The sequence below is a fragment of the Yersinia sp. Marseille-Q3913 genome (assembly GCF_963892745.1).
Taxonomy (GTDB): Bacteria; Pseudomonadota; Gammaproteobacteria; order Enterobacterales; family Enterobacteriaceae; genus Yersinia; species Yersinia bercovieri.
The window spans coordinates 1-23,781 of record NZ_CAWQAF010000004.1; the positions used below are offsets into that span (position 1 = coordinate 1).

Here is a 23,781-nt window from a genome sequence, read left to right on the forward strand (position 1 = left end):
ACTCAGGCCCAGATAACCGCCTGACAAACCGTCCAACTTTATGGGGTCAGTTCATATGCGCGGAGTGGCTCAATATCACCGCTGAAAGTTTAGCGGTAAGCTTCGTTTTTGGTCACCGAGTAACGACCGCTGCCCAGCAACATAATGGCAACGCCACCTAAGAAATACATCGCTTCGTTTTCCAGACCCCATGCACCGACTTGAGTCAGGGTAAAGAATTTCCCTGTGCCGACCATCAATACCGCCACCAGCAGGTTAACCGCATAAACAAAAGCCGCAGGGCGGGTGAATAGGCCAAGAATGATCAGCAGCGGGGTAATGATTTCGCCAATGTAAACGCCATAAGCCACAAAACCGGGAATACCTTGCGCCTGTAAAGATTCAGCGATCCAACTAGTGCCATGCTGAATTTTTGCCACGCCGTGGAACAACATTAAAATACCGAACGTCAGGCGCAATAAGAGTTTGCCGCCGTCTTGATGATTGGTTATGCGGGTGAACCAGAGATTTAAACTTGCCAACATGAGTGTATCCTTGTTAAGAAATAACCCGATAATAACTACGATTAATTACTTTTAATTATCTGTCAGATAGATACTGCATTTCTAGTGGATAAAACTGACAGACTATATCAAAAAAACTGATATAAAATAATTCTCATTATCATTTATGTTATTACTTTTCAGAATAAGTCGTGTTACTCATATAGCGAAGGTGCCCCCTCCGGGCGGGTCTTAAATCGCCGATGCAACCACATATATTGGTCAGTGGCTTGAGTAATCTCTTTTTCGATCACTTTATTCATAAAGGCAGCGGCCTCAACTTCACTATCCAGCGGGAAGTTTTCAACGGCAGGCTGCAAAATCAGTTGATAGCCCTTGCCACCCGGTAAACGCCGTGGCGTGAATGGGATCACCGCCGGTTTGCCCATGCGCACCAACAGATAAGTCCCGGTGGTGGTGGCGGCTTGATCGACGGCGAATAGCGGCACAAAGACACTGCTGCGCGGGCCGTAATCGTGATCCGGTGCGTACCAGATAATTTCGCCCTGTTTTAGGCTGCGGATCATCCCCTTCAGATCTTTGCGGTCCAGCATGGCCTTATTTGAGCGCATCCGGCCCCAGGTCTGCATCCAATCCATGGCTTTATTATCATGAGGGCGATAGACGCCAATCCCCGGATTGTAGATGCCAAAAATACGCGCGCCCAGCTCCAGAGTCAGAAAGTGCAGGCCAATCAGCAACACCCCTTTGCCTTCATCGCGGGCTTGCTGGATATGCTCTAGCCCACTGACACTGCACCAGCGCTCAATGCGCCAGTTGGGCCAAAACCATGCCATACCGGTTTCAAATAACCCCATCCCCACCGACTCAAAATTCTTAACCAGTAGCTCATCGCGCTCCGCTTGCGGCATCGACGGGAAGCACAACTCCAGATTGCGCTGTGTAATCTGCTTGCGCCGTTTGAGAAAACGCATAGAGAAGCGGCCAAGGGAAGTGCCCATGGTATAGATAACCGGGTAGGGGAGCAGAACTAGCAGGTAGAGAATACCGAGGCCGAGCCAGGTCAGCCAATAACGAGGGTGCAGTAGTGAACGATCAAAAGAGGGAACTTGCATATCTGTTCTCAGCGTCATTGTAATTCATCGGGACAGTTAACAATTAGTCTTGATGGCGGAGATGTGGTGCATTCATGAATCTTGATGGGCACTCCATGCCAACCTGTTTAGCTGTCTCATCAGTGGGTTAAGATAGACCATTGTGGCATTTTTAGTGGGCTACGGGAAAAAAGACCGCACCAAAAAGCCATTTTTATGCCGCTTTGTTGAAGATCCCGACAGGTAAATCATCAAATTGAACGTAAAATAGGCAAAATTTCATCCAGCTATTTTATCGGACTCAGCAGGCTGACTAACTCCGCGAGGCTGTTAACCGCCATCTTCTCCATCACTTTAGCCCGATGCACTTCTACCGTTCTGACCGAAACACAAGCTCTGTCGGCGATATCGCGGTTAATCAAACCCTGCATCACCCATTGTGCAATCATCTGCTCCCGTGATGTGAGAGTAGCATAGCGCAGCGCTACTTGTCGGCGGGCAATCAACTGTTCGGATTGCAGCAAACCCTGCTGCAAGGCGGCAATCAATGGCGCAGTTGCCACCGGTTTTTGTAAAAAATCAACCGCCCCCAGCTTCATCTGCTCAACCGCTTGCGGCACCTCGCCATGGGCGGTGAGGAAGATAGTGGCGAGCGTGCTCTCTATCTGGCGCATCTTGGCATAGACCTCAGTACCATCGAGCAATGGCATACGGATATCCAGCAGCACCACCCCGGAGTGATACAAATCAGCCTGTGCCAGAAAACGCGCACCGTCGTGCCACACCTTCACTCTATAGCCCAGGCTGTCGAGCAGAAAACGGCAGGCGTCGGTGACGGCAATATCGTCATCAACCAGATGAATCAGTGACAAAAGTCAGCTCCTTGCGTGGGTTAAGTGGCAGTGTCAGGGTCACTTGCAACCCCATTTTACCTTTGGCAGTCCGCTGGTTAAGCAGAGTTAGATGGCCCCCCTGACTGCTGATCAATCGTTGGCAAATCACCAACCCCAGCCCCAGCCCGTCACTTTTAGTGGAGCGGAAGGGGATAAAGGGCTGGCGAAGCTGTTCAGCGGTTAAGCCGCCAGCATCATCTTGCAGTATCAGGGTGACCACCCCAGCTTGCTGATAGGCACGACAGGTTAACTGACGCGCGCCAGCCTGCAAGCTATTGGTGATCAGGTTACATAAAACTTGATCGAGCAAAGTAGGCGGCAAATGCAGTGTCAATGTGGTGTCGATATCCAGCTGTAACTGACAGGGCGGCTGATGCTGCCCGGCCCCCAATAACTGCCAGATATGGTTGAGCAAAGTATGCAGTGGCTGGCTGATTATTGAATGATTCGCCGCCGAATTAGGTGCGGGCTGCTTCCCGACCCACAGGCGCAGGTTAGCGAGGGTATCGGCCCCGCGCTGGGCCTGATGAGCTATCTGCCCGAGGATCGGTAGCAGCGGGTGATCCCCATGTTCCCGCTGCAAGCGGATAGCACAGCCCTCGGCATAGTGCTGAATGGCACTGAGCGGCTGGTTCAGCTCATGGGCAAACCCAGAGGCCATCTCCCCCAGAATACTCAGGCGCTGCGCCTGCTCCAGTGCGCTCTCCCGGCTTCTCAGCTGTTGATGTAGCTGCTCCAACTGGCGACTACGACGGCGCACCAAAAAAGCCACCCAGATATGATTGGCACCGAGTAACAGCAAAATCAGCCCAATAGTGGCGAGCAATAGCCGATGCTGCTGCGCCCAATCGACCACCTGCCGCCAAATTTGCGGTTGCTGCGGGTGTTGATTCACCGAGCGCAGCAAGCTTTCGACCTGGCTGGTGGAGGAGGCCGCGCCCCACTGTGGATTTTTGCTGCCATCGGGGCTGAGTAAAATTCGCGTGACACTGTCGACCAGCTTATCAGGCAGGTGGGATAACGCGGCAAATGACCAGTTAGGGTACAACTCGGTGCTGGTCAGGCAGGGGATTGGGGTCTGCTTTGCCAATAATGGCCGGAAATCGGCGGCATCTACCAACCCCTCGGCTTGCATATCCTCCAGCAAGCAGGTGGGGACAATGGCGGCGGAAATGGCGCGATCGCGCAGCAGATAGATCAAGGCATCCACCGGAAAGCCCGAAAAATGTAACTGAAAATCCTGCTCAGGCTGAAACCCCGCATCGCGCAAGGCTTTGTAGCCCAAGAGATAACCGCCAAATGCATCGGGTGAGACTGCGCCGACCCTCAAGCCCGGCAGACTCTGCGGGCTATAGATATCACTGTCAGCACGCACCAGGATCACACTGCCAATCACATTGCGGCTGGTGCTGTCCGGTTGGTGGCTGGAGCGCAACGACACCAGCCAGCGCAAGGGGTAGTGGCTATCAATCTGCACATATTGCGCCGGATTGGTGAGCAGAAAGTCGATTCGGTTCTGCGCCACGGCGGTTTTCATTGCATTCAAATCCAGCGGCAACAACTGAAAATGGTGATCCGGCAACTGCTGATTTAGCCTATCAGCCAGTGGTTGCCAATGGGTCTGCGCCTGCGCATCGCCACGCAGTGCCAAAACACCGATGGTCCATTCACCGGCATCAGCGGCTGAAATGCATAAATAGAGCATTATCGCCAGCACTCTGAAATACATGCATTGTCCTTTTTATGATCCCGATCGCGGTGCGTAATTGTCCTGGATCAAGTCCCTAAAGGGAATGTGGAAAACCACAATAGGGCTTCTGCTGGCAGATTTCTACACTCCTTGTCACCAAGAAGATTCTTATCAAAAAAGATGAGCAGAAAAATGGATCACGGGAAAAGAGCATTTTTACAGCGGTTGGGGGTGCTAACCGCCGGAGCCGCACTGGTGCCCTTGGCGGATGCGGGCTGGCAGATGGAGCCGGCCCGCAAACAGGGTGATATCAAACGGCGCTATGCCATGTTGATTGATTTGCGCCGCTGCATCGGCTGTCAAGCTTGCACTGTTAGCTGCGCCATCGAAAACCAACTGCCGCAGGGCCAGTTTCGCACCACGGTCAATCAGTATCAGATAGCACTGTCGGGCGCGGAGAGTGTCACTAACGTCTTGCTGCCACGGCTGTGTAACCACTGTGATAACCCTCCCTGTGTGCCGGTTTGCCCGGTGCAGGCCACCTATCAGCGGCAAGATGGCATTGTGGTGATCGACAACACCCGCTGCGTCGGTTGCGCCTACTGCGTGCAGGCTTGCCCCTACGAGGCCCGATTTATCAATCACAGTACCCAAACCGCCGATAAGTGTACTTTTTGTGTGCATCGACTGGACGCCGGGCTACTGCCTGCTTGTGTCGAGTCTTGTGTCGGCGGGGCGCGCATCATTGGCGACCTGCGTGATGGCAATAGCACAATACGCAAAATGCTGCTGGAACATGCGGTCGACATCAAAGTGTTGAAACCGGAACAGGGCACTCATCCGCAGGTGTTTTACCTCGGCTTGAATGAGGTCTTTACCCGCCCATTACAGGGCCAGCCCGCACTGTGGCAGGAGGTACATCCATGATCCGCGAAATTTTAGCCCGCCCGCAGGATATCGCCTGGCTACCTTGGGCGGTGCAGTACTTCTTCTTTATCGGGCTGGCCTGTAGCGCGGTGCTGTTTGCCTGTTGGCAGCGGGCATTCTCACGCCAGCAGCATAACCCGCTGGAGTTCGCCGCACTGATGTTGGCGGTGACGGCGGTGGTGGTCGCGCCGCTGGCACTGAATGCGGATCTCCATCAGCCGGCCCGAGTCTGGCACTTTTATGCGCATTTTACGCCGTGGTCATGGATGTCATGGGGTTCACTGTTCTTACCGCTATTTAGCCTGCTGGTGGTGGCCTATTTTATGGCGCTGACCTACAGCCGGTTGTGGGGAAAAGCGCTGCCACGGCTACTGGCGGGATTGGCACTGCTCTGTGCGCTCTCTGCCGTCAGCATTTTGCTGTACACCGGCCGCGAGGTGTCGATATTACGTGCTCAACCATTGTGGTTTAGCCGGTGGTTGCCGCTATTTATCTTTCTCACCGCCTGGCAAGCGGTTCCGTCATTGCTGGCCGCATGGCTACAGCACCAGCCGCAGTATCAGCACAAATTAGCGCGCGGGCAGTTGATCAATTTAGTGGCACTGGCGGCGGTAACCTTGCTGTGGGCCAGTGGCGATAGCCCGTCCGGACAGGCGCTGCGCGCGTGGGCCACTAATGCCCCCATGTTGGCAGCACTTCCCATGGTGCTGTGGTTGCTGCTACTTGGGCTGGCAGGGGCCAATTTACAAAAAAACTTATCAATTCCGCTGCTGGTGGTACAGGGGGGGATAGCCCTCAGCCTGTGCTGGTCGGTGCGCTGGTTGCTGCTGATGCAAACTCAAACCTTGCCTAAATACAATATCTTAGCCAATCCCTACTCCTTGCCGCTCGGCAGTGAGGGATTGCTGGCGATTATCGGCACATTTGGATTATGGATAGCCGTGATTATTGCGGCGCGCGAAGGTGTCAGTTGGCTGGAGAAAAAAGTGTCGGGCGGAAAAACATTCGAAGGGGAAATGCATCATGGCTAAGTTTACACGGCGTCAATGGTTAAAAGGCAGCTTAGCCTTGGGTGGCGTGGCCGCGTTTGCTGCCAGCTACCATGAGGTGGCGCGCAAAACAGTGGCCGGACTGCTGGACGGTAGTGCGGGCAAGCTCACACTCGACCCTATCAGCGCCAATGCGTTGCCCCCCGAAGGGCGTGTCGGGCCGCAGTGGCAGGCCAACCCACAGCAGGCGGTATCAATGACGCAATGCTTTGGCTGCTGGACACTCTGTGGCCTGCGGGTGCGGGTCGATACCCAGCAAAATAAAATTTTGCGGATCGCCGGTAATCCTTACCATCCCTTATCCCATGACCACCACTTCCCCTATCAGTTACCGCTGAGTGAAGCACTGCAACGCCTCGGCGGCGAACAGGGTATGGAGGGGCGCTCGACCGCCTGCGCCCGTGGTGCCACCCTGCTGGAGGGGGTCGATAGCCCTTATCGCATCACCGAGCCGATGAAGCGAGTCGGCCCACGGGGCAGTGGAAAATGGCAGCGCATCAGCTTTGAGCAGCTGGTGGCGGAAGTGACCGAGGGCGGTGATCTCTTCGGTGAGGGGCCGGTTGAGGGGCTGCGGGCGATCCGTGATCTGGTCACTCCCATTGATGCTAAACAACCCTCCCTTGGCCCGAAAGCCAATCAACTGCTGGTGACCAATGCTGGTGATGATGGCCGCGATGCCTTTATCCAGCGCTTTGCCAATCAGGCATTCGGGACTAAAAATCTCGGCAGCCACGGCGCGTATTGCGGGCTGGCTTACCGTGCTGGTTCCGGTGCGCTAATGGGGGATTTAGACAAAAATGCCCACGTGAAGCCCGATTGGGATCACCTGCGTTTTGCTCTGTTCCTCGGCACCTCGCCGGCGCAATCGGGTAACCCATTCAAGCGCCAAGGGCGTCAGCTCGCCAATGCGCGTCAGCGTGATGATTTCAACTATGTGGTGGTCGCCCCCGCCTTGCCGCTCACCACCACCCTGGCCAATCAGCATAACCGCTGGGTGCCGGTGTTGCCGGGGAGTGATGCGGCGCTGGCGATGGGGATGATCCGCTGGATTATCGAACAAAATCGCTTTAATCATGGTTACCTGTCACTGCCCGGTGAAAGCGCCATGCAGGCGGCTGGAGAGCGCAGTTGGACTAATGCCAGCCATCTGGTGATTATGACGCCAACTCATCCGCTATGCGGTCAATTTCTGCGCGCTAGCCATTTAAGCGGTGAATCGGTAGCGGAGGGGGAAGAGAGCCAGGTGTTGGTACAAGTGACGCCGGACGCGGCACTGCAACCCGCCACTTCCACCCTACAGGCAGAGTTGTTCGTCACCCGAGAAGTGACCTTGCATGATGGACAGAGTGTGCAGGTGCAATCGGGCATGAGCTGCCTGCAACAGGCGGCGGCGCGCTTTTCACTGTCAGAATATAGCCAACAATGCGGTGTGCCAGAGGCCACGATGATTGGTCTGGCGCGTGAATTTACCGCGTATCAGCGGCAGGCGGCGGTTATCTCCCATGGCGGGATGATGGGCGGTAATGGCTTCTATACCACCTGGGCGGTGATGATGCTCAATGCCCTGATTGGCAACCTGAATCTCAAAGGCGGGGTGTCGGTCGGCGGCGGTAAATTTGATGGCTTTGCCGATGGGCCGCGCTATCAGCTGGCGACCTTTGATGGCATGGTCAAACCCAAAGGGTTGCCGCTCTCGCGCAGCAAACAGCCCTATGAGCAGTCAGCCGAGTATCAGCAAAAAATTCAGCAGGGCCAATCCGGTTATCCGGCTCGCGGCCCGTGGTATCCCTTTGTCGGCGGGCAGTTGACCGAGCAGTTAGCACCGGCGTTGGCCGGATATCCTTACCCGCTAAAAGCCTGGATCAGCCATATGACCAATCCCCTGTATGGGGTGGCGGGACTACGCAATCTGATTGAGGAAAAACTGCGAGATCCGCGCCACCTGCCGCTGTTTATCGCCATCGATGCCTTTATGAATGAAACCACCGCACTGGCGGATTATATCGTGCCGGATACCCACAATTTTGAGAGCTGGGGCTTCAGTGCGCCGTGGGCGGGGGTGTTGGTCAAGGCCAGCACCGCCCGTTGGCCGGTAGTTGGATCGCGCACCACCCGCACCGCACAGGGCGAACCGGTGGCAATGGAGAGCTTCCTGATTGCGGTGGCAAAAACACTGCAACTGCCAGGGTTTGGTGCCAATGCGATGCAGGACAGCGCAGGCAATCATTGGCCGCTAGAAAGGGCAGAGGATTACTACTTACGGGCAGCGGCTAACATTGCCTATGGTGGCGAAAAACCCCTGCCAGCGGCGGCGGATGATGAACTCAAATTAACTGGCGTGGACCGCTTGTGGCCTGCATTGCAGCGCAGTTTGCAGGCGGATGAGCAGCGCCGTGTCGCCTATCTGCTGGCGCGCGGTGGTCGTTTTGCCCCCTATGAGAAAAGTTGGAATGGTGATGCCACTGGCCCACAGTGGAAAAAACCACTGCAAATCTGGAATGAGAATGTGGCGAAACATCACCATGCCATTACCGGCGAGCGCTACAGCGGTTGTCCTACCTGGTATCCACCACGTTTAGCCGACGGTTCTGATGTGTTCCAACACTATCCGGCGGCGGAGTGGCCGCTGCGTTTGATGTCATTTAAGTCACATTTGATGAGCAGCTCGACGGCGATGATTGAGCGGTTGCGGGCGGTCAAACCCACAAATCTGGTTGCCATTAATCCAGTAGATGCCAGCCGCTATGGCATACAGCAGGGTGATATCGTGCAACTGATGACACCCGGAGGGCAGATGGAGGTGCAAGTCAGCCTACTGGATGGCGTTATGCCAGGCGTGGTGGCTATTGAGCATGGCTATGGGCATCGCGAGATGGGGGCCAGAACCCATCTCCTCGATGGCGAAATGATGGCGTCAGATCCGCGCATTGGTCAGGGAAGCAATCTAAATGACTTAGGTTTTACCGATCCAACGCGGGAGATCCCCAACACCTGGTTGGACTGGGTAAGCGGTGCTGCTGTCCGGCAGGGCTTACCGGCAAAATTGGCGTTAATCCGCTAAAAAACGTTATTTTTAACCTACTGATTAACGGCTGATTATTTTTTGCATAAATCCCTCACCACTGGAGAGGGATTTATCATTTCTGGGTTATGATAATTTCGATGTATAAATCAGCATAATCAGTATTTAGCGGAGAAGCGGCCATGTCAGCAGCAAAATTCAGTGCGGGTCTATTGGCTGTTGGCGGCCTTTTGGGTTACGTCGGGGCCTATTGGCAGACAAAATCGTTGCTGATCGCGGCAGGTATCTCCCTGCTGGCCGGTATCATTGTATCTGGCTTTACTGATCGCGCGAGTTTTGCAGGTGGGGAGCCTCGCGGCAAATAGCCAGTTCAACCACTGATCCCAACGCCACCCACTAACCAATAAATGGGGCGACGCTATGTCGTCACGCTGTTTCAGGTATAATATGCGCCGCGAGGGGCAACCAGCGCCAGAAACATCAGTTCTATTGCGCAATGAATTACCCTGGTTAGCCGTCTAATGGCTTACGTAACCCATTGAGCAGTAATTAAATATCTATCAGTAACCTCTTTGAAAGACAGGAACGTACACCATGCCAGTGTTACATAACCGAATTTCTAATGAGGAACTTAAAGCGCGCATGTTGGCTGAAACCGAACCGCGCACCACAGTTTCTTTTTATAAATATTTCACATTAGAAGATGCCAAAGCCTTCCGCGATAGCCTCTATAGCCAATTTGTTAAACTCGGGGTATTTGGCCGGGTTTATGTGGCGAAAGAGGGGATTAATGCCCAAATTAGTGTGCCTGCTAACCGCTATGACGAATTTAAAGTCGCGCTGTTCGCCTCACACCCTGCGCTGGATCAAGTGCGACTGAATGTGGCCCATGAAGATGACGGTAAGTCATTTTGGGTGTTGCGCCTGAAAGTTCGTGAGCGCATTGTGGCCGATGGTATTGATGATGACAGCTTTGATCCCAGTCATGTGGGGCACTACCTGAAAGCGGATCAGGTCAATCAAATGATTGAGGACCCTGATACTTTGTTCGTCGATATGCGTAACCACTATGAATACGAAGTGGGCCATTTCGAAAACGCGATAGAAGTACCGTCCGATACCTTCCGTGAGCAACTGCCGATGGCGGTTGATATGCTGCAACATGACAAAGAGAAGAATATTGTTATGTATTGCACCGGTGGGATCCGCTGTGAGAAAGCCAGCGCCTACATGCTGCACAACGGCTTTAAAAACGTTTATCACGTTGAAGGCGGGATTATCGAATATGCCCGCAAAGCGAAAGAGCAAGGTTTACCGCTGAAATTTATCGGCAAAAACTTTGTTTTTGATGAGCGCATGGGCGAGCGGATCTCTGACGATGTGATCGCCCATTGCCATCAGTGCGGTACTGCTTGCGATGCGCATACCAATTGCAAAAATGATGGTTGCCACTTGCTGTTTATTCAGTGTCCGGTTTGTGCGACTAAGTTTGAAGGCTGCTGTAGCCAGATTTGCCAGGAAGAGCTGAAATTGCCGCAGGAAGAGCAGCGCTCCCGTCGGGCAGGGCGTGAAAACGGTATCAAGATTTTTAATAAATCGAAGGGGTTGTTGCAAACAACCATGCATATCCCAATGCCAGAAAAGGGTGCGGATAATAAAGAGTGATACTCAATTAATCCGGGTATTTACCTGCTGGTTATACTATTAAATAGAGACGTTGTCGGTTATTTTATTCGACAGCGTCTTTTTTTGCCATTTTGAGCAGTGGCGGTTCTAATACAAGGATTGATAATGACAACACCTGTGGTAAGTCACCAAGGGTTACGGCTAGTTGCGATGCTGGCAATGCTGGTGGTAATTATGGCCGGAATAAAGGCTGCATCACCCATTGTAGTACCATTTTTACTGGCTATTTTTCTCGCTATTGTACTGAATCCGTTGGTTAAATTACTCGAGAAAATAAAAATTCCCCGCACACTGGCTATTGTCTTATTAGTCACCCTCATTATTTTACTGATGGCACTACTCTTTAGCCGCCTGGGTTCCTCATTAAATGAGTTCGCCCGATCATTACCGCAATATCGCGGTATGATGCTGGAAAAAATGCGCGAGCTGCAAGAGTTCGCCATGCGCTTTAATATCGAATTCTCGGTGGATGACATCATGAAACATGTCGATCCTAGCACTGCGGTGAACTTTGTTACTCGGCTGCTTAGCCATCTTTCCGGTGCCATGGCCAGCACGTTCTTGTTGCTGATGACCGTGGTGTTTATGTTATTTGAAGTAGAACGCCTGCCTTATAAAATGCAGTTGATGTTTGATAATCCAGAGCAGGGTAATGCTATCCTCAAACGTGCGCTAAATGGTGTAACCCACTATCTGGTCATCAAAACAGTTATTAGTATCGCGACGGGGATTGTTATTTGGCTATTCCTGGCGGCGATGGGCGTCAGATTTGCTTTCCTATGGGGACTGCTGGCTTTTGTCCTGAATTACATACCTAATATCGGTTCAGTATTGGCTGCTATTCCGCCCATTATTCAGGCGCTGCTGTTTAACGGCTTTGCCGATGCTTTTGCGGTAACGTGCGGCTATATTCTAATCAATCTGATTGGCGGCAATATTATTGATCCACGTATGATGGGCCGTGGCTTGGGGTTATCAACACTGGTGGTATTCTTATCACTGATTTTCTGGGGCTGGCTATTAGGGCCTATTGGTATGTTGCTCTCCGTCCCCTTAACCATCATTGCCAAAATTGCACTTGAACTAACCCCTGCGGGCTATAAATTTGCAGTTTTGCTGAGTGATGGTAAACCGAGCAAAGCAGAGTAGTACAGATCAGTGGTTATCAGCTTGGGGCCTCGGGTGGATTGATACCCGTAGGCCCACTAGAGAGAAGAGAGAGTAGCGTAGACCTATTAATTAAACTAATAGAAAAAGAAATAAATATCTAACGCCAGCAAAATCAACCATAGGCAGATATAGAGCAGTAGGTGCTCTCGTACATTATTGATAACCATCGAGAGCAATTTATTTAACATGCTGACTGCCTGCGGTTAAAATCGTTGCTCATTATAGAGATTTTTAATTTAGCAAACAATAAGCTAGCAGATTAAATTCCGGTATCCTGAAGCTTGCAAGGTGAGAGGGCGTTTAGATAGCCAGAGTAATAAGATAGTCAGTAGTTGAGGTCTCTTTTCATTAAAATTATCAAATCAAATGTAACCGTTTTTCTAACCGCAATCTATCTCTAGCTATATTAATCCGGCTACATTTTCTATCAAAATTACTTATATATCGACTTAATTAATTTAGTATAAATATTTAAAAACATTATAGATAAAGCACAGCTCTAGCCGATTTCTAACTTTGATTTTCTCGGTAATATGCCGTTTATGTGAATAAACGGTGCTATCACTGATATTCAATTTTCGGGCAATCCGGTAATTAGGCATCTCCATCATCCAGTAGCACATCACTTTATGCTCTTGTGGGCTGAACAGTGATGATGGGTAAGGCGAGTGCGGTTTACGCATCTCATTTGAGATATTCGCAAGCTTTTGCAGTAGCCCCGGTAAATACCTTTTTGCCAAAATTGAGACTGAATCAGTCAAGGGAATTGGCGTTTCACTGAATGGATAGGATGCATCCAGATAAATATAGATTTTAGCTTGACCACAACAACTTAAAAATTGTTCGAGTAATGGGCAGTAGCCACCGAAGCGGCAATATTTGGTAAGATTAACAATTATTATATCTGGAGCGAAATCATTAACAGTCAATGTCGCCTGCTCAACAGTAGGCGAATCCATTAAATTAAGCGATACAGAGCTATCAAAATAAGTATTTACCCCTGATCGGGTATAAAAACATTCATCAATAATTAATATTTTCATGAGACATACATCCTTGTCTAACTGCAACCATACCTGGCTGCATACAAGGATAAGGTAGTCCTCAGATGCCTTAAACGTCAATTCGGGATTATCGACTTATTTCCACGGAATGCACGAGCAAATATTACTATTACCATTAATAGGGTGATACTTTATACCAAAAAGTAGGTATAAATAATACAAATAAAACCAGGCGAGCTATTTGTTATTAAAATAGTCGCCGGTAAGAATATATGGCTTGAGGGTCAGTTCTCAGGCTAGGAATGAGTAAAGCGAGACAAAGAAAAAGCAGAGATATCAATGGGGGAAGGTCTGTTTTGTGCGAAGAGCGCCGCTACCTCTCCCAATGCCGTCGCAAATTTAAATCCATGGCCACTTAAACCCGTTATCACCATAATATTCTGGTTATCAGGTAGCGTATCAATGATGAAGTCTTCATCGGGGCTCATATCATAGCTACATGCGGCACCACGCAGGCAGACGCCAACACCGGGTAAGAAATTCCGTAAAAACCCAAAAACTTCCGTGCCATCTTCTGCATAGCTGCCAAAAGGTTTGCGCTGGGCTGCTGATTCGATAGGTTGCCCGCCATTATGCTTGCCGAGTTTAAGCTCCTCATTTTGTGAGGGAAAACCGTAATAATGGATGTTATCTGGTGTTTCTACGGTAAATGCCGGGAAATGATTCCCTTCGCTGTAGCGGCCATCGGCATGATGCCAGGAGAAAACTTTGCGTATTGCTGTCACTGGCAATGCAGGTAACAACTCTTTGACCCATGTGCCTGCGGTGATGACGACTTTTTTAGCGCTGTAAGTACCATCAATGGTTACGACATCTACCCCCTCATCCAGAGGGATAATCGCCGTGACCGGGCAATTGAATAAGATACCGCAGCCAGCCTCAGTGACCGCCTTAATCAATGTTTTGATGGCTAATTCTGAACGCAAAAAACCCGCCTGTGGTTCAAACACACCAACATAATTATCCGGTACAGTAAATACCGGCCATTTTTCACGGACCTGCGCCGCCGTTAACGTCTCTACCGGCAAATGATACTGTTGCGCGCTGTGTTGTGCATTTTGCAGGAAAATTGAATCATCTGGCCCCAAATTAAGCACGCCACTGGCCTGAAATAATTTCTCACCCGTTTCGGCTGACAGTTGATCCCAAAGCGCTTGAGCACGCAATACTAAGGGCACATATTTCTCGCCTTCACCATATGCATGGCGAATGATTCGGGTGTCGCCGTGGTGGCTGCCAGCCTGATGGGGCGGCATCGCACTATCAATCATTAATACGTTTAAACCGGCTTGTGAGGCATAGTAGCCAGCGGCAGAGCCGACAGAGCCACTGCCAATGACAATTAAATCGTAATCCATATTTTGCACCTTGGAGAATATCGTTGCTGGCTTAATTCAATACGTTTTGGATTGGCTGCGCGTATTTATCGTGGTAATTACCAAAACGATTTCAATTTAGAAACAATAAAAACTAAAACGATAGTAATAGCATGGGAGTGAGGGGAGAAAAAGGGGTGTTAGCCCTATGGCGATGGGAGTGGTTAATAAAAAGGCACCAAGTGATATTCACTGGTGCCTGTTTTTGAGAGTATTGAACAATTAACTGGTGAACAAAAATTAATGCTTGCGGTGATCAAGATCTTGATATTCTGATGACTCAATTTTAGCAATGCCTGCTTCTAAGATATTGATTAATTGGCGTGCAACATCGGTCGTTAACCAGAGTGTTCTATCAACCAGTGCATCTTCTGGCGGTTGATCCATGGAAGACAGGTAATGAAGACGTATCATCATCGCGTCGTATACATCTACCGTGCTGATATCCCAACCTACAAGCGGGTGAGTCTGAATAACTTCATCATTTCTGTCCATAAAGACCCCTTATATAGTAGTTACTGACTGGAGTGACTAATGAGGATCAATGCGGCTCTTTATCAAGTGAGCTTTTTCAGTATACGCAACGGCTAATAAATGTGGTGTATTATCCACGGATCTTTACAAATTATTTATTTTCTGATGATTAATTAATCGAAAGCGAGTGATTGAAGTACGGGGAGAAAGGGGGGAGTTACCCATCGATATAAAAAAGCCGAGGAGCGACCCCCGGCAAAAACAGCATTGATGTGGGTTATTTTGCGTCAAACCAATCGTCAGCGCTTTCCCATATTTCTTGTAATATCTCAGAGATCAGGTCCTTATCTGTTTTAGAGCCGCCCAAAACAGAAAGGTTATTTGCTCCAGCGTAACGCACTTGTACTGTGGTGCTAGTGTCCGGGAATTTCGCATCCAGTCGCTGACTTAATTCATTGGTTAGCGCTTCGATAGCACCTGCGGGTAACTGGTTTTTTTTATCAATACTGACTTCAACACGCATATCTGGCCCTCCGAATATTTATACTGGCTATTTATACAGTGTATGTATTCAGGTTGCAACTGACTGAGATAAAAATCTTCAAGGGCAGGGATGGAACACCCTACCCTGATCATTATCAGCCTTTAACTGACCAGTTAATGCTTTGACCGGCTAGATAAGGGACGATCGATTCATTCCCCAGCGGTATCTCTTCCGGTTGCTGGCAGGGAGTTCGAACCAACTCAACAAAATCGTCGTTAACCGGCAGACCATAGAAGCGTGGACCATTTAAGGAGCAGAATGCTTCCAAATGTTGCAGCGCGTTCATCTCTTCGAAAACGGTCGTATAAGCAGGCAGCGCTGATGGTGCATTGAACACACCAGCACAGCCGCAGGATGACTCTTTACGGTGTTTGGCGTGTGGAGCTGAGTCGGTTCCAAGGAAGAGACGATCTGAGCCACTGGCGACAGCCTGACGCAATGCTTCTTGGTGTGTGCTGCGCTTCAGTATTGGCAGACAGAATAAATGGGGGCGAATTCCACCAACCAACATATGATTTCGGTTAAACATCAGATGTTGCGGGGTGATGGTAGCACCAAGGAAACGATTGCCTGCCAGCACGTAATCAGCGGCATCTTTGGTGGTGATATGCTCAAAGACCATCTTCAGTTCGGGGAACTTGCGGCGGATCGGTTCCATAATTTGATCAATAAAACGCGCTTCGCGATCGAAGATATCGACAGCGGCGTCTGTGACTTCACCATGGATAAGCAGTGGCATACCCATTTTTTGCATTTGCTCAAACAATGGATAAATCGCTGGGATATCGGATACACCATGATTTGAGTTGGTGGTGGCATTGGCTGGATAGAGTTTTGCCGCCGTAAATACGCCTTGCTCAAAACCGGCGGTCAACTCATTGACATCAAGTGAATCGGTCAGATAACAAGTCATCAACGGTGTGAATTTATGCCCAACCGGCACGGCCGCCAGAATACGGTCCCGATACGCAATAGCACTGGCAACAGTGGTAATGGGGGGGGCCAGATTCGGCATAACAATAGCTCTGGCAAACACCTCGGAGGTATAAGGCAGCACGGTACTGAGCATTTCGTCATCACGCAAGTGAATATGCCAGTCATCTGGGCGGCGAATTTTCAGGGTTTGGGGTTGTGCAGTCATTCAACGAGCTCCGCAGTGATGATGAGATTTCAGGTTTTTTGTACTGTTTCCGGCGGGGTGTAAGGATAAGCGGAAAGTGCGCAGGATGCATCTGATTGTTAGGGTTAAGTTGAAAACATTGTGAGTGGTGAGTTGAAAATAACGCAAAAAGGGCATCTTATAGAAGGGCTCTAGGTGAAATTGCCCGTTAAGATGAGCGATTGATTAGCCGTAAATAGACGAATTGAATGTACTGTATGGGAGAATTACGATGGAAGTCCGTGTTATTGCCAGTTTAGTGGCCAAGCCTGAATTTGTTAATGAAGTCAGAGAGGCGGTTCATCAGATTATAGAACCGAGTCGTGAGGAGAAGGGGAATCTACAATATGATCTCCATGCTGAAAACGACCAAAATGGTTCTTTTGTGTTTTTCGAGCGATGGGCCTCTGCTGAAGCATTGGAAAAACATAATAAAGCGCAACATTTCATCGATTTTGTCAAATCGATAGAGGGTAAGCTGGAAAGCCTTGAAATCAAGAAACTGAAACAGATAGCCTAAAAGTGATATAAAAACCCGCCGAAGCGGGTTTTATTTTGCATATTGCTTTTAACAATAGTGCATTTATTCGACTGATTGTGGTTTGGTCGCAGGGGCTGTTGCCTGAGTGGCGGCTGCATGCCCGCCAGCAGAACCTTTACCTGCAAAATCAAAGGCTGGACGTTCCCAATGACCTTTGGCTTGCGACTCCGGCGCATACTCAGGTGCCGGTGCTTTGGTCATCGGTGCAGAGGCGTAGTGTTTGAATAACACGCCTTCTGGATGCGCGATAGCTGGCTGTTGCGGTGCCACAGCAACTGGCGTTGCATCGACGACAGGTTCAGCTACATGCACCTCTTCAGTGACACTCTCTTCGGCGACGGTGTTAGCTTCAGTCAGGTTCGGCTCTTCAACTGACTCAACAACAATTGGCTCTTCAGCAACAACCGTCTCTTCAGCAACAATAGTCTCTTCAGCAACAATAGTCTCTTCAACAACAGCCGTCTCAGCGGCAACTGGCGCCTCAACGATAGTCTCTGCAACGACGGGCTCTTGTGCCACCACCGCTTCTTCAACTGCTGTCTCAACAACCTGAATCTCTTCAACCACAGCTTCTGGCTCGATTGTGTTTTCGCTGACAGTTTCTGGCGTGATAGATTCTTCTACGACAGGGGCTGCTTCAATCGCTGCAATGGTTTCAGTTTCTGCTACCACTTCGGCAACTGGCTCAGCGATAACGTCAGGCACAACAACAGGAGCACGACCTGGAACGGCGGCAGCCGATGATGATGAACCTCCGGGCTTATGTTGCGGCGCGGGTGTCGGAGCAACAGCTTCAGTCACTGCTGCGACAACCACTGGCGCTGCAATTATTGCAGCTGGAACAGTTACCGGTGCTTCGACTGCGGGCGTTTCAACTACCGCAAATTCTACTGCGGCAACGTCGACTGGCAACTGTTCTTCAACCGGATTTTCAACAAACGCAGCTTGCTCAAATGGCTGAGCGACCGGATAACGAACCCAAACTTTACCTGACGCCATTTCTGGTGAGGCGAAAGCACCCGCCAGAGGCATAGCAGATTGAGTCGGGTAGCGTTCATCACGATAGCGACGACGGCGTTGACCACTCACGCGCAGGTGACGAGGTGAACGGCGAGAGCGACGCGGCATACCATTTTCATTGTTGGCATTACGATCGTTAGTCGCTTCATCATCTGCCTGAGCAGTTGCTTGCGGCAGCAACTTCACCTCTTCCTGCACGACTGGCGTAGCAAAAGTAGCGACTGGTAAGCTAGCAGGGGCAACCTGTGAGGTGCTTTCCTGAGCATTCAACTCATCGTTCGCCGATTGAATACGGACTTTCTGATTCAATTGGCGACGTTGACGACGTTGCATCACCTGTTGGCGTTCTTCTTGCTCAGGTTGTGCTTCTTCGACACTGACGACGGGAACATCAAGGTTAGCTTTAACATCCTGCGGTGCCTGACGTTTGTCGTCCTGACGACGGCGCTGGCGATCACCACGACGTTGCGGCTGCTCTTCGCGCTGCTCTTTATCGGCATCAACAATGTCAGTTGATGCTGGTGCTACAGCAGTTTGTTGAGTTGGACGCTTATTATTGCGGCGTTGATCTTCACGACCCTCGCGATTGACATTGTCGCGGCCATTGTTGTCGCGAGCACTGTTGTCACGAGCACTGTTATCTCGGTTCGCGTTATCACGGCCATTATTATCACGGCTAGCGTTATCACGACCTTCGCGTGGTGTGCGGTCACCGCGATCTTTACGGCCACTGTTTTGGCGGCGTGGATTGCGGCGATCATTACGACGAGTTTCGCTAGCTTCGGTTTTTTCAACTTCAACCGGTTTAACTTCGGCTTCTGCTGATGTAGCGAAGATGCCTTTCAGACCGGTGAACAGGCGGCTAAAGAAGCCTGGTTGTTCACCGGTGGTAGAAGCCGTAGCCTGTGGCGCAGCTGTTGGTTTAGCACTGGTGGCAGCCGGTGTTGATTCCGGTGGCACTTCCGTCGGTAAAGAGAAGGTCGCCAGCGCCGGTTGTTCTGGGCGCTTACGCTCAATGGTGGCTTCTTCCTGCGGCTGCGCCATTTCTGCTTCATGCAGTTGTGGCAACAGGTAGCTAAGGGAAGGAACTTCCTCACCTTTACGTACCCGAAGGACAGAGTAGTGCGGTGTCTGCATCTGATCGTTTGGCACGATCACTGCACGTACGCCGCCTTGACGTTTCTCAATGGCGTTCACTGATTCACGTTTTTCATTTAGCAGGTACGAAGCTATCTGTACCGGCACAATGGCGTGAACTTCATGGGTGTTCTCTTTCAGCGCTTCTTCTTCAATCAAACGCAGAATAGAGAGTGACAGGGATTCGTTATCGCGCACTGTCCCGGTGCCGCTACAGCGTGGGCACACGTGGTGGCTTGACTCACCCAATGATGGGCTGAGACGCTGACGGGACATTTCCAGCAAACCAAAGCGGGAGATACGGCCAATCTGGATACGGGCGCGGTCCTGACGGACGGCATCGCGTAAACGGTTTTCCACTTCACGTTGATGACGCACTGGGGTCATATCGATGAAGTCGATAACAATCAGGCCACCCAAGTCACGCAAACGTAACTGACGAGCAATTTCATCAGCAGCTTCAAGGTTGGTGTTGAAGGCTGTTTCTTCGATATCACCCCCACGGGTAGCCCGTGCGGAGTTGATATCAATCGCGGTCAGGGCTTCGGTAGTATCGATAACGATAGAACCACCTGATGGCAGACGCACTTCGCGCTGGAATGCAGATTCAATCTGCGACTCAATCTGGTAGTGGCTGAACAGTGGGATTTCACCACTATAGAGCTTGATTTTGCTGCTGAAATCCGGGCGACCTAATGCGGCGATATGCTCTTTCGCCAACTCGAGAACTTTCGGGTTGTCGATCAGAATTTCACCGATATCTGGGCGCAGGTAGTCACGGAAAGCGCGGACAATCACATTACTTTCCTGATGGATCAGGAACGGCGCAGGGCGACCTTCCGCCGCTTTTTTAATCGCATCCCAGTGCTTCAGGCGGAATGACAAGTCCCATTGCAGCGCGTCGGCAGATTTGCCAACGCCCGCAGTACGGACAATCAGACCCATGCCATCAGGCAATTGCAGAGAGGATAGGGCCTCTTTCAGTTCTGTGCGGTCATCACCTTCGATGCGGCGAGAGATACCACCGGCACGTGGGTTGTTTGGCATCAAAACTAAATAGCTGCCAGCCAGGCTGATGAAAGTCGTTAGTGCGGCACCTTTATTGCCACGTTCCTCTTTATCAACCTGAACAATAACTTCTTGGCCTTCGCGCAGCACATCTTTGATGTTCGGGCGGCCATGGGAAGAGTAATTACTAGGGAAATATTCGCGAGAAATTTCTTTTAGTGGCAGGAAACCATGTCGTTCAGCGCCGTAATCAACAAAAGCGGCTTCCAGACTGGGTTCGATTCGGGTGATTTTACCTTTGTAAATATTCGCTTTTTTCTGTTCATGGCCTGGACTTTCAATATCCAAATCATACAGCCGCTGTCCATCTACAAGGGCAACACGCAACTCTTCTTGCTGAGTTGCGTTAATCAACATTCTTTTCATCTTTACTTACTCGTTATTTTTACATTGGCGTTAGAACTGCGGGCAAAATAACCTCATGGTCGGATAAACCGATGACCCCGAGTCTTCTAGCAAAGTCGTCAACCTCACGGTTGTCGCCTGCATAGGGGCGCATTATTTCGGTAAGCCTGTGTCTCGTTCTGAAAAACAGCGCTTTTATATAACGGGCAGCTTCTGAATATAAGACAACAGAGCTTTACCCACTTGCCGACCAAGCTGCAACCCGCAGCCCGCTAATTGCTTGATTTCACATTACGTCTTACGCCATTGCTGCGTTTTTGTGTGATCAGGCAAATCTTTTTATTCCACAAGTCTCTTGGTCTAACGAGAATCAACGCAGAATTACTATCATTATTCCATTGCTGACACTGATATAGCAAGATGACTTTACCTGTCTACATAAAGATTATTTTACTGTTTCCACAGTGTTGGCGGCTATCGTTGTCTTATTAAACAATAAATGTGCGCAAACGTTATCTCTAAATAGTCAGAATGACAGTTAAGCACATAAAAAGGGGTGGCGCTAATTCCTCGGTGTATTTAGAATCGCGCCCCATGAAAACGAATAATCCAGCAGTGCAATTAATAACCATATCTGCCGATGAAGCGGGCCAGCGGATCGATAACTTTTTGCTCACCAAATTGAAAGGTGTGCCCAAAAGTATGATCTACCGTATCGTGCGCAAAGGTGAGGTTCGCGTTAATAAAGGACGCATTAAGCCAGAATATAAGTTGGCTGACGGTGATGTGGTGCGCGTACCACCGGTACGCGTTGCGGAACGTGAAGAGATTCAGGTATCAGCTAAACTTGATAAAGTCGCGGCGCTGGCCAATTGCATCTTATTTGAGGACGATTATCTCTTGGTGCTGAACAAGCCTTCCGGCACGGCGGTACATGGCGGCAGTGGTTTGAGTTTCGGTGTGATTGAAGCATTGCGTGCTCTGCGCCCTGAAGCCCGCTTCCTGGAGTTGGTTCACCGCCTTGACCGCGACACCTCGGGTGTCTTGCTGGTCGCCAAGAAACGCTCGGCGTTACGCTCTTTGCATGAGCAGTTGCGCTTGAAAGGGATGCAGAAAGATTATCTGGCACTAGTTCGTGGTCAGTGGCAATCCCACTGCAAAGCGGTGCAGGCACCTTTGCTGAAAAATATTATGCAAAGTGGCGAGCGGGTGGTAAAAGTCAGCAGTGAAGGCAAGCCTTCAGAAACGCGCTTTAAAGTAGAAGAGCGTTTTGAGCACGCGACGCTGGTTAAAGCTAGCCCAATCACGGGCCGTACCCACCAGATTCGCGTTCATGCGCTACATGCAGGTCATCCAATCGCTTTCGATGATCGCTATGGTGATCGTGAGTTTGATCAACAATTGCAAGGAACTGGGCTGCATCGTCTATTCCTGCATGCCGCGGCATTACGTTTTGAGCACCCGAATACCGGTGAAACAATGCGCATTGAAGCACCGCTGGATAATCAGTTACACCATTGCTTGCTGATACTGCGTAAGAAAGCAGCCGTTTAAAGCCGTTTATAGTAATGGATTTACCCCTTGCTCAATTAACATTTGGGTGAGGGCAATGAGTGGCAGGCCGATGAGGGTGTTTGGATCACGGCCTGACAAACGCTCAAATAATGTAATGCCCAACCCTTCACTTTTAAAACTGCCGGCACAATTCCACGGTTGTTCTCGTGTCAAATAGCCATTTATCTCCGCTTCGCTTAAGGTGCGGAAATAGACGTCAAAGGTTTCACAAAGGCAATTAATGGTGCCGGTTGCCGTATTTAGCAGCGCTAAGCCGGTATAAAAAGTGACACATTGCCCGCTGGCTTGCTGTAATTGTTTCACCGCATTGGCATGATTGTGGGGTTTTCCGACGATTTCTCCGTTAATCACACAAACTTGATCTGAGCCTATAATCCTATGTTGTGGGTAACGCACCGCCAGCGCTTGTGCCTTTGCGAGCGCTAGCCGTTGCACCAATGCGTCAGCGGCCTCCCCCTGCAGTGGCGTCTCATCGGCCTCCGGCGCGGCGGTAATAAAGGGTAATTGCAGCTTTTCGAGCAAGGTGCGGCGATAAGATGAGGTCGAAGCAAGAACCAGTTGCGGCATAATATTTTCCATAAACCGTGGCGTAATTTAATCAGACATTTTAAACTGTCTGCCGCTTCGGAAGCGAATATTGGTGAAAGGTGCAGTAAAACGGCCTTTTTCTTTGACTCTATGTCGTTACAAAGTTAATATGCGCGCCCTATGCAAAAGGTAAAATTACCCCTGACCATTGATGCGGTTCGTACCGCTCAGAAACGTTTAGATTACGCAGGTATCTATTCGCCTGAGCAGGTTACACGAGTAGCCGACTCAGTGGTAAGTGTGGACAGCGATGTCGTGGCCTCATTATCGTTTAATATCGATAATCAGCGTCTGGCGGTTATTACAGGTCATGCGGACGTCGATGTAACATTGATGTGTCAGCGCTGCAATAACACGTTTGCACACCATGTTCACACAACGTATTGTTTTAGCCCGATCGTCAATGATGAGCAGGCTGAAGCATTACCGGAAGCGTACGAGCCGATCGAAGTCGACGAATTTGGCGAAGTTGATCTGCTGGCAATGATTGAAGACGAAATTATTCTTTCACTGCCTGTCGTTCCGGTACATGATTCTGAACACTGTGAAGTGTCCGAGGCGGACATGGTATTTGGTAAACTGCCTGCAGAGGTGGAGAAACCCAATCCATTTGCCGTATTAGCCAGTTTAAAGAAAAGTAATTAAGGAGTAAGGTCAATGGCCGTACAACAGAACAAACCAACTCGTTCCAAACGTGGCATGCGCCGTTCACACGATGCGCTGACCACTGCCACTCTGTCTGTGGACAAAACTTCCGGTGAAACTCACCTGCGTCACCACATCACAGCCGACGGTTTCTACCGTGGCCGCAAGGTTATCGGCTGAGTAGTACTTGCTGATCTTTAGCAAGGCGATA

Annotated in this window: 22 protein-coding genes; 10 read left to right on the forward strand and 12 right to left on the reverse strand. The window is 50.3% G+C overall.

The genetic code is table 11. The features are described from left to right. Positions 1–89: 89 nt before the first annotated feature. From AACW11_RS01940 to ttrS, 4 genes are all read right to left on the reverse strand, one after another. Positions 90–524 (reverse strand): DoxX family protein, encoded by a 435-nt coding sequence (locus AACW11_RS01940; RefSeq protein ID WP_212585731.1) that lies wholly within the window; start codon positions 522–524, stop codon positions 90–92. A 173-nt stretch (positions 525–697) separates the two neighbouring features. Continuing rightward, complete coding sequence (locus AACW11_RS01945; RefSeq protein ID WP_212585812.1) at positions 698–1,618, reverse strand: Kdo(2)-lipid IV(A) acyltransferase; 921 nt, start codon at positions 1,616–1,618, stop codon at positions 698–700. 266 nt (positions 1,619–1,884) lie between these two features. Further along, on the reverse strand, positions 1,885–2,469 hold the full coding sequence (ttrR, locus tag AACW11_RS01950; protein ID WP_212585732.1) for a tetrathionate respiration response regulator TtrR: 585 nt from the start codon (positions 2,467–2,469) through the stop codon (positions 1,885–1,887). Then, positions 2,447–4,219: a tetrathionate respiration histidine kinase TtrS gene (ttrS, locus tag AACW11_RS01955; protein ID WP_212585733.1), complete on the reverse strand. Its 1,773-nt coding sequence runs from the start codon at positions 4,217–4,219 to the stop codon at positions 2,447–2,449. Before ttrS ends, ttrR begins: the two co-directional genes overlap by 23 nt. Before the next feature lie 153 nt (positions 4,220–4,372). Here ttrS and ttrB point away from each other — a divergent pair, with 153 nt between their 5' ends. The 6 genes from ttrB to AACW11_RS01985 all read left to right on the forward strand — a co-directional run bounded on the left by ttrB (position 4,373) and on the right by AACW11_RS01985 (position 12,013). Continuing rightward, the gene (gene ttrB / locus AACW11_RS01960) at positions 4,373–5,107 is read left to right on the forward strand and encodes a tetrathionate reductase subunit TtrB (RefSeq protein ID WP_212585734.1); all 735 of its coding nucleotides are present in this window, start codon (positions 4,373–4,375) and stop codon (positions 5,105–5,107) included. Beyond that, positions 5,104–6,138 carry a tetrathionate reductase subunit TtrC gene (gene ttrC, locus AACW11_RS01965; RefSeq protein ID WP_212585735.1) on the forward strand — a complete coding sequence of 345 codons (1,035 nt, stop codon included), beginning with the start codon at positions 5,104–5,106 and terminating at the stop codon, positions 6,136–6,138. Before ttrB ends, ttrC begins: the two co-directional genes overlap by 4 nt. Further along, a complete protein-coding gene (gene ttrA, locus AACW11_RS01970) occupies positions 6,131–9,217 on the forward strand; it encodes a tetrathionate reductase subunit TtrA (protein WP_212585736.1) in 3,087 nt (1,028 codons plus the stop codon). The genes ttrC and ttrA overlap by 8 nt, the downstream gene beginning before the upstream one ends. Positions 9,218–9,360: 143 nt before the next feature. Next, positions 9,361–9,543 (forward strand): hypothetical protein, encoded by a 183-nt coding sequence (locus tag AACW11_RS01975; protein ID WP_212585737.1) that lies wholly within the window; start codon positions 9,361–9,363, stop codon positions 9,541–9,543. Between the two features lie 229 nt (positions 9,544–9,772). Next, a complete protein-coding gene (gene trhO / locus AACW11_RS01980; RefSeq protein ID WP_212585738.1) occupies positions 9,773–10,843 on the forward strand; it encodes an oxygen-dependent tRNA uridine(34) hydroxylase TrhO in 1,071 nt (356 codons plus the stop codon). Between the two features lie 126 nt (positions 10,844–10,969). Beyond that, on the forward strand, positions 10,970–12,013 hold the full coding sequence (locus tag AACW11_RS01985) for an AI-2E family transporter (protein WP_212585739.1): 1,044 nt from the start codon (positions 10,970–10,972) through the stop codon (positions 12,011–12,013). 95 nt (positions 12,014–12,108) lie between these two features. On the opposite strand, the gene AACW11_RS01990 is transcribed toward AACW11_RS01985, so the two are convergent. The 6 genes from AACW11_RS01990 to pyrC all read right to left on the reverse strand — a co-directional run bounded on the left by AACW11_RS01990 (position 12,109) and on the right by pyrC (position 16,633). Further along, a complete protein-coding gene (locus tag AACW11_RS01990; protein WP_005183270.1) occupies positions 12,109–12,222 on the reverse strand; it encodes a DUF2770 family protein in 114 nt (37 codons plus the stop codon). 270 nt (positions 12,223–12,492) lie between these two features. Then, complete coding sequence (locus tag AACW11_RS01995) at positions 12,493–13,077, reverse strand: helix-turn-helix transcriptional regulator (protein WP_212585740.1); 585 nt, start codon at positions 13,075–13,077, stop codon at positions 12,493–12,495. 257 nt (positions 13,078–13,334) lie between these two features. After that, entirely contained in the window at positions 13,335–14,456 is a 1,122-nt protein-coding gene (gene solA, locus AACW11_RS02000) for an N-methyl-L-tryptophan oxidase (RefSeq protein ID WP_212585741.1), read from the reverse strand. A gap of 258 nt (positions 14,457–14,714) precedes the next feature. Continuing rightward, entirely contained in the window at positions 14,715–14,969 is a 255-nt protein-coding gene (gene bssS, locus AACW11_RS02005) for a biofilm formation regulator BssS (RefSeq protein WP_032813201.1), read from the reverse strand. A 256-nt stretch (positions 14,970–15,225) separates the two neighbouring features. Then, positions 15,226–15,471: a DNA damage-inducible protein I gene (gene dinI / locus AACW11_RS02010; protein ID WP_212585742.1), complete on the reverse strand. Its 246-nt coding sequence runs from the start codon at positions 15,469–15,471 to the stop codon at positions 15,226–15,228. A 115-nt stretch (positions 15,472–15,586) separates the two neighbouring features. Beyond that, complete coding sequence (gene pyrC / locus AACW11_RS02015; protein WP_212585743.1) at positions 15,587–16,633, reverse strand: dihydroorotase; 1,047 nt, start codon at positions 16,631–16,633, stop codon at positions 15,587–15,589. 250 nt (positions 16,634–16,883) lie between these two features. On the opposite strand from pyrC, the gene AACW11_RS02020 reads away from it, so the two are divergent. Further along, positions 16,884–17,171 carry a putative quinol monooxygenase gene (locus AACW11_RS02020; RefSeq protein ID WP_212585744.1) on the forward strand — a complete coding sequence of 96 codons (288 nt, stop codon included), beginning with the start codon at positions 16,884–16,886 and terminating at the stop codon, positions 17,169–17,171. 63 nt (positions 17,172–17,234) lie between these two features. Here the strand turns inward: AACW11_RS02020 and rne are convergent, their stop codons facing one another. Beyond that, entirely contained in the window at positions 17,235–20,783 is a 3,549-nt protein-coding gene (gene rne, locus AACW11_RS02025; RefSeq protein WP_212585745.1) for a ribonuclease E, read from the reverse strand. A gap of 573 nt (positions 20,784–21,356) precedes the next feature. On the opposite strand from rne, the gene rluC reads away from it, so the two are divergent. Next, entirely contained in the window at positions 21,357–22,316 is a 960-nt protein-coding gene (rluC, locus tag AACW11_RS02030; RefSeq protein WP_212585746.1) for a 23S rRNA pseudouridine(955/2504/2580) synthase RluC, read from the forward strand. A gap of 6 nt (positions 22,317–22,322) precedes the next feature. Here the strand turns inward: rluC and AACW11_RS02035 are convergent, their stop codons facing one another. Next, positions 22,323–22,904, reverse strand: a complete 582-nt coding sequence (locus AACW11_RS02035) for a Maf family protein (RefSeq protein WP_212585747.1) — start codon at positions 22,902–22,904, stop codon at positions 22,323–22,325. Positions 22,905–23,045: 141 nt separating this feature from the next. On the opposite strand from AACW11_RS02035, the gene yceD reads away from it, so the two are divergent. Next, positions 23,046–23,570, forward strand: a complete 525-nt coding sequence (gene yceD, locus AACW11_RS02040; RefSeq protein WP_005273034.1) for a 23S rRNA accumulation protein YceD — start codon at positions 23,046–23,048, stop codon at positions 23,568–23,570. A gap of 12 nt (positions 23,571–23,582) precedes the next feature. Further along, on the forward strand, positions 23,583–23,750 hold the full coding sequence (gene rpmF / locus AACW11_RS02045; protein ID WP_002210931.1) for a 50S ribosomal protein L32: 168 nt from the start codon (positions 23,583–23,585) through the stop codon (positions 23,748–23,750). Positions 23,751–23,781: the final 31 nt, after the last annotated feature.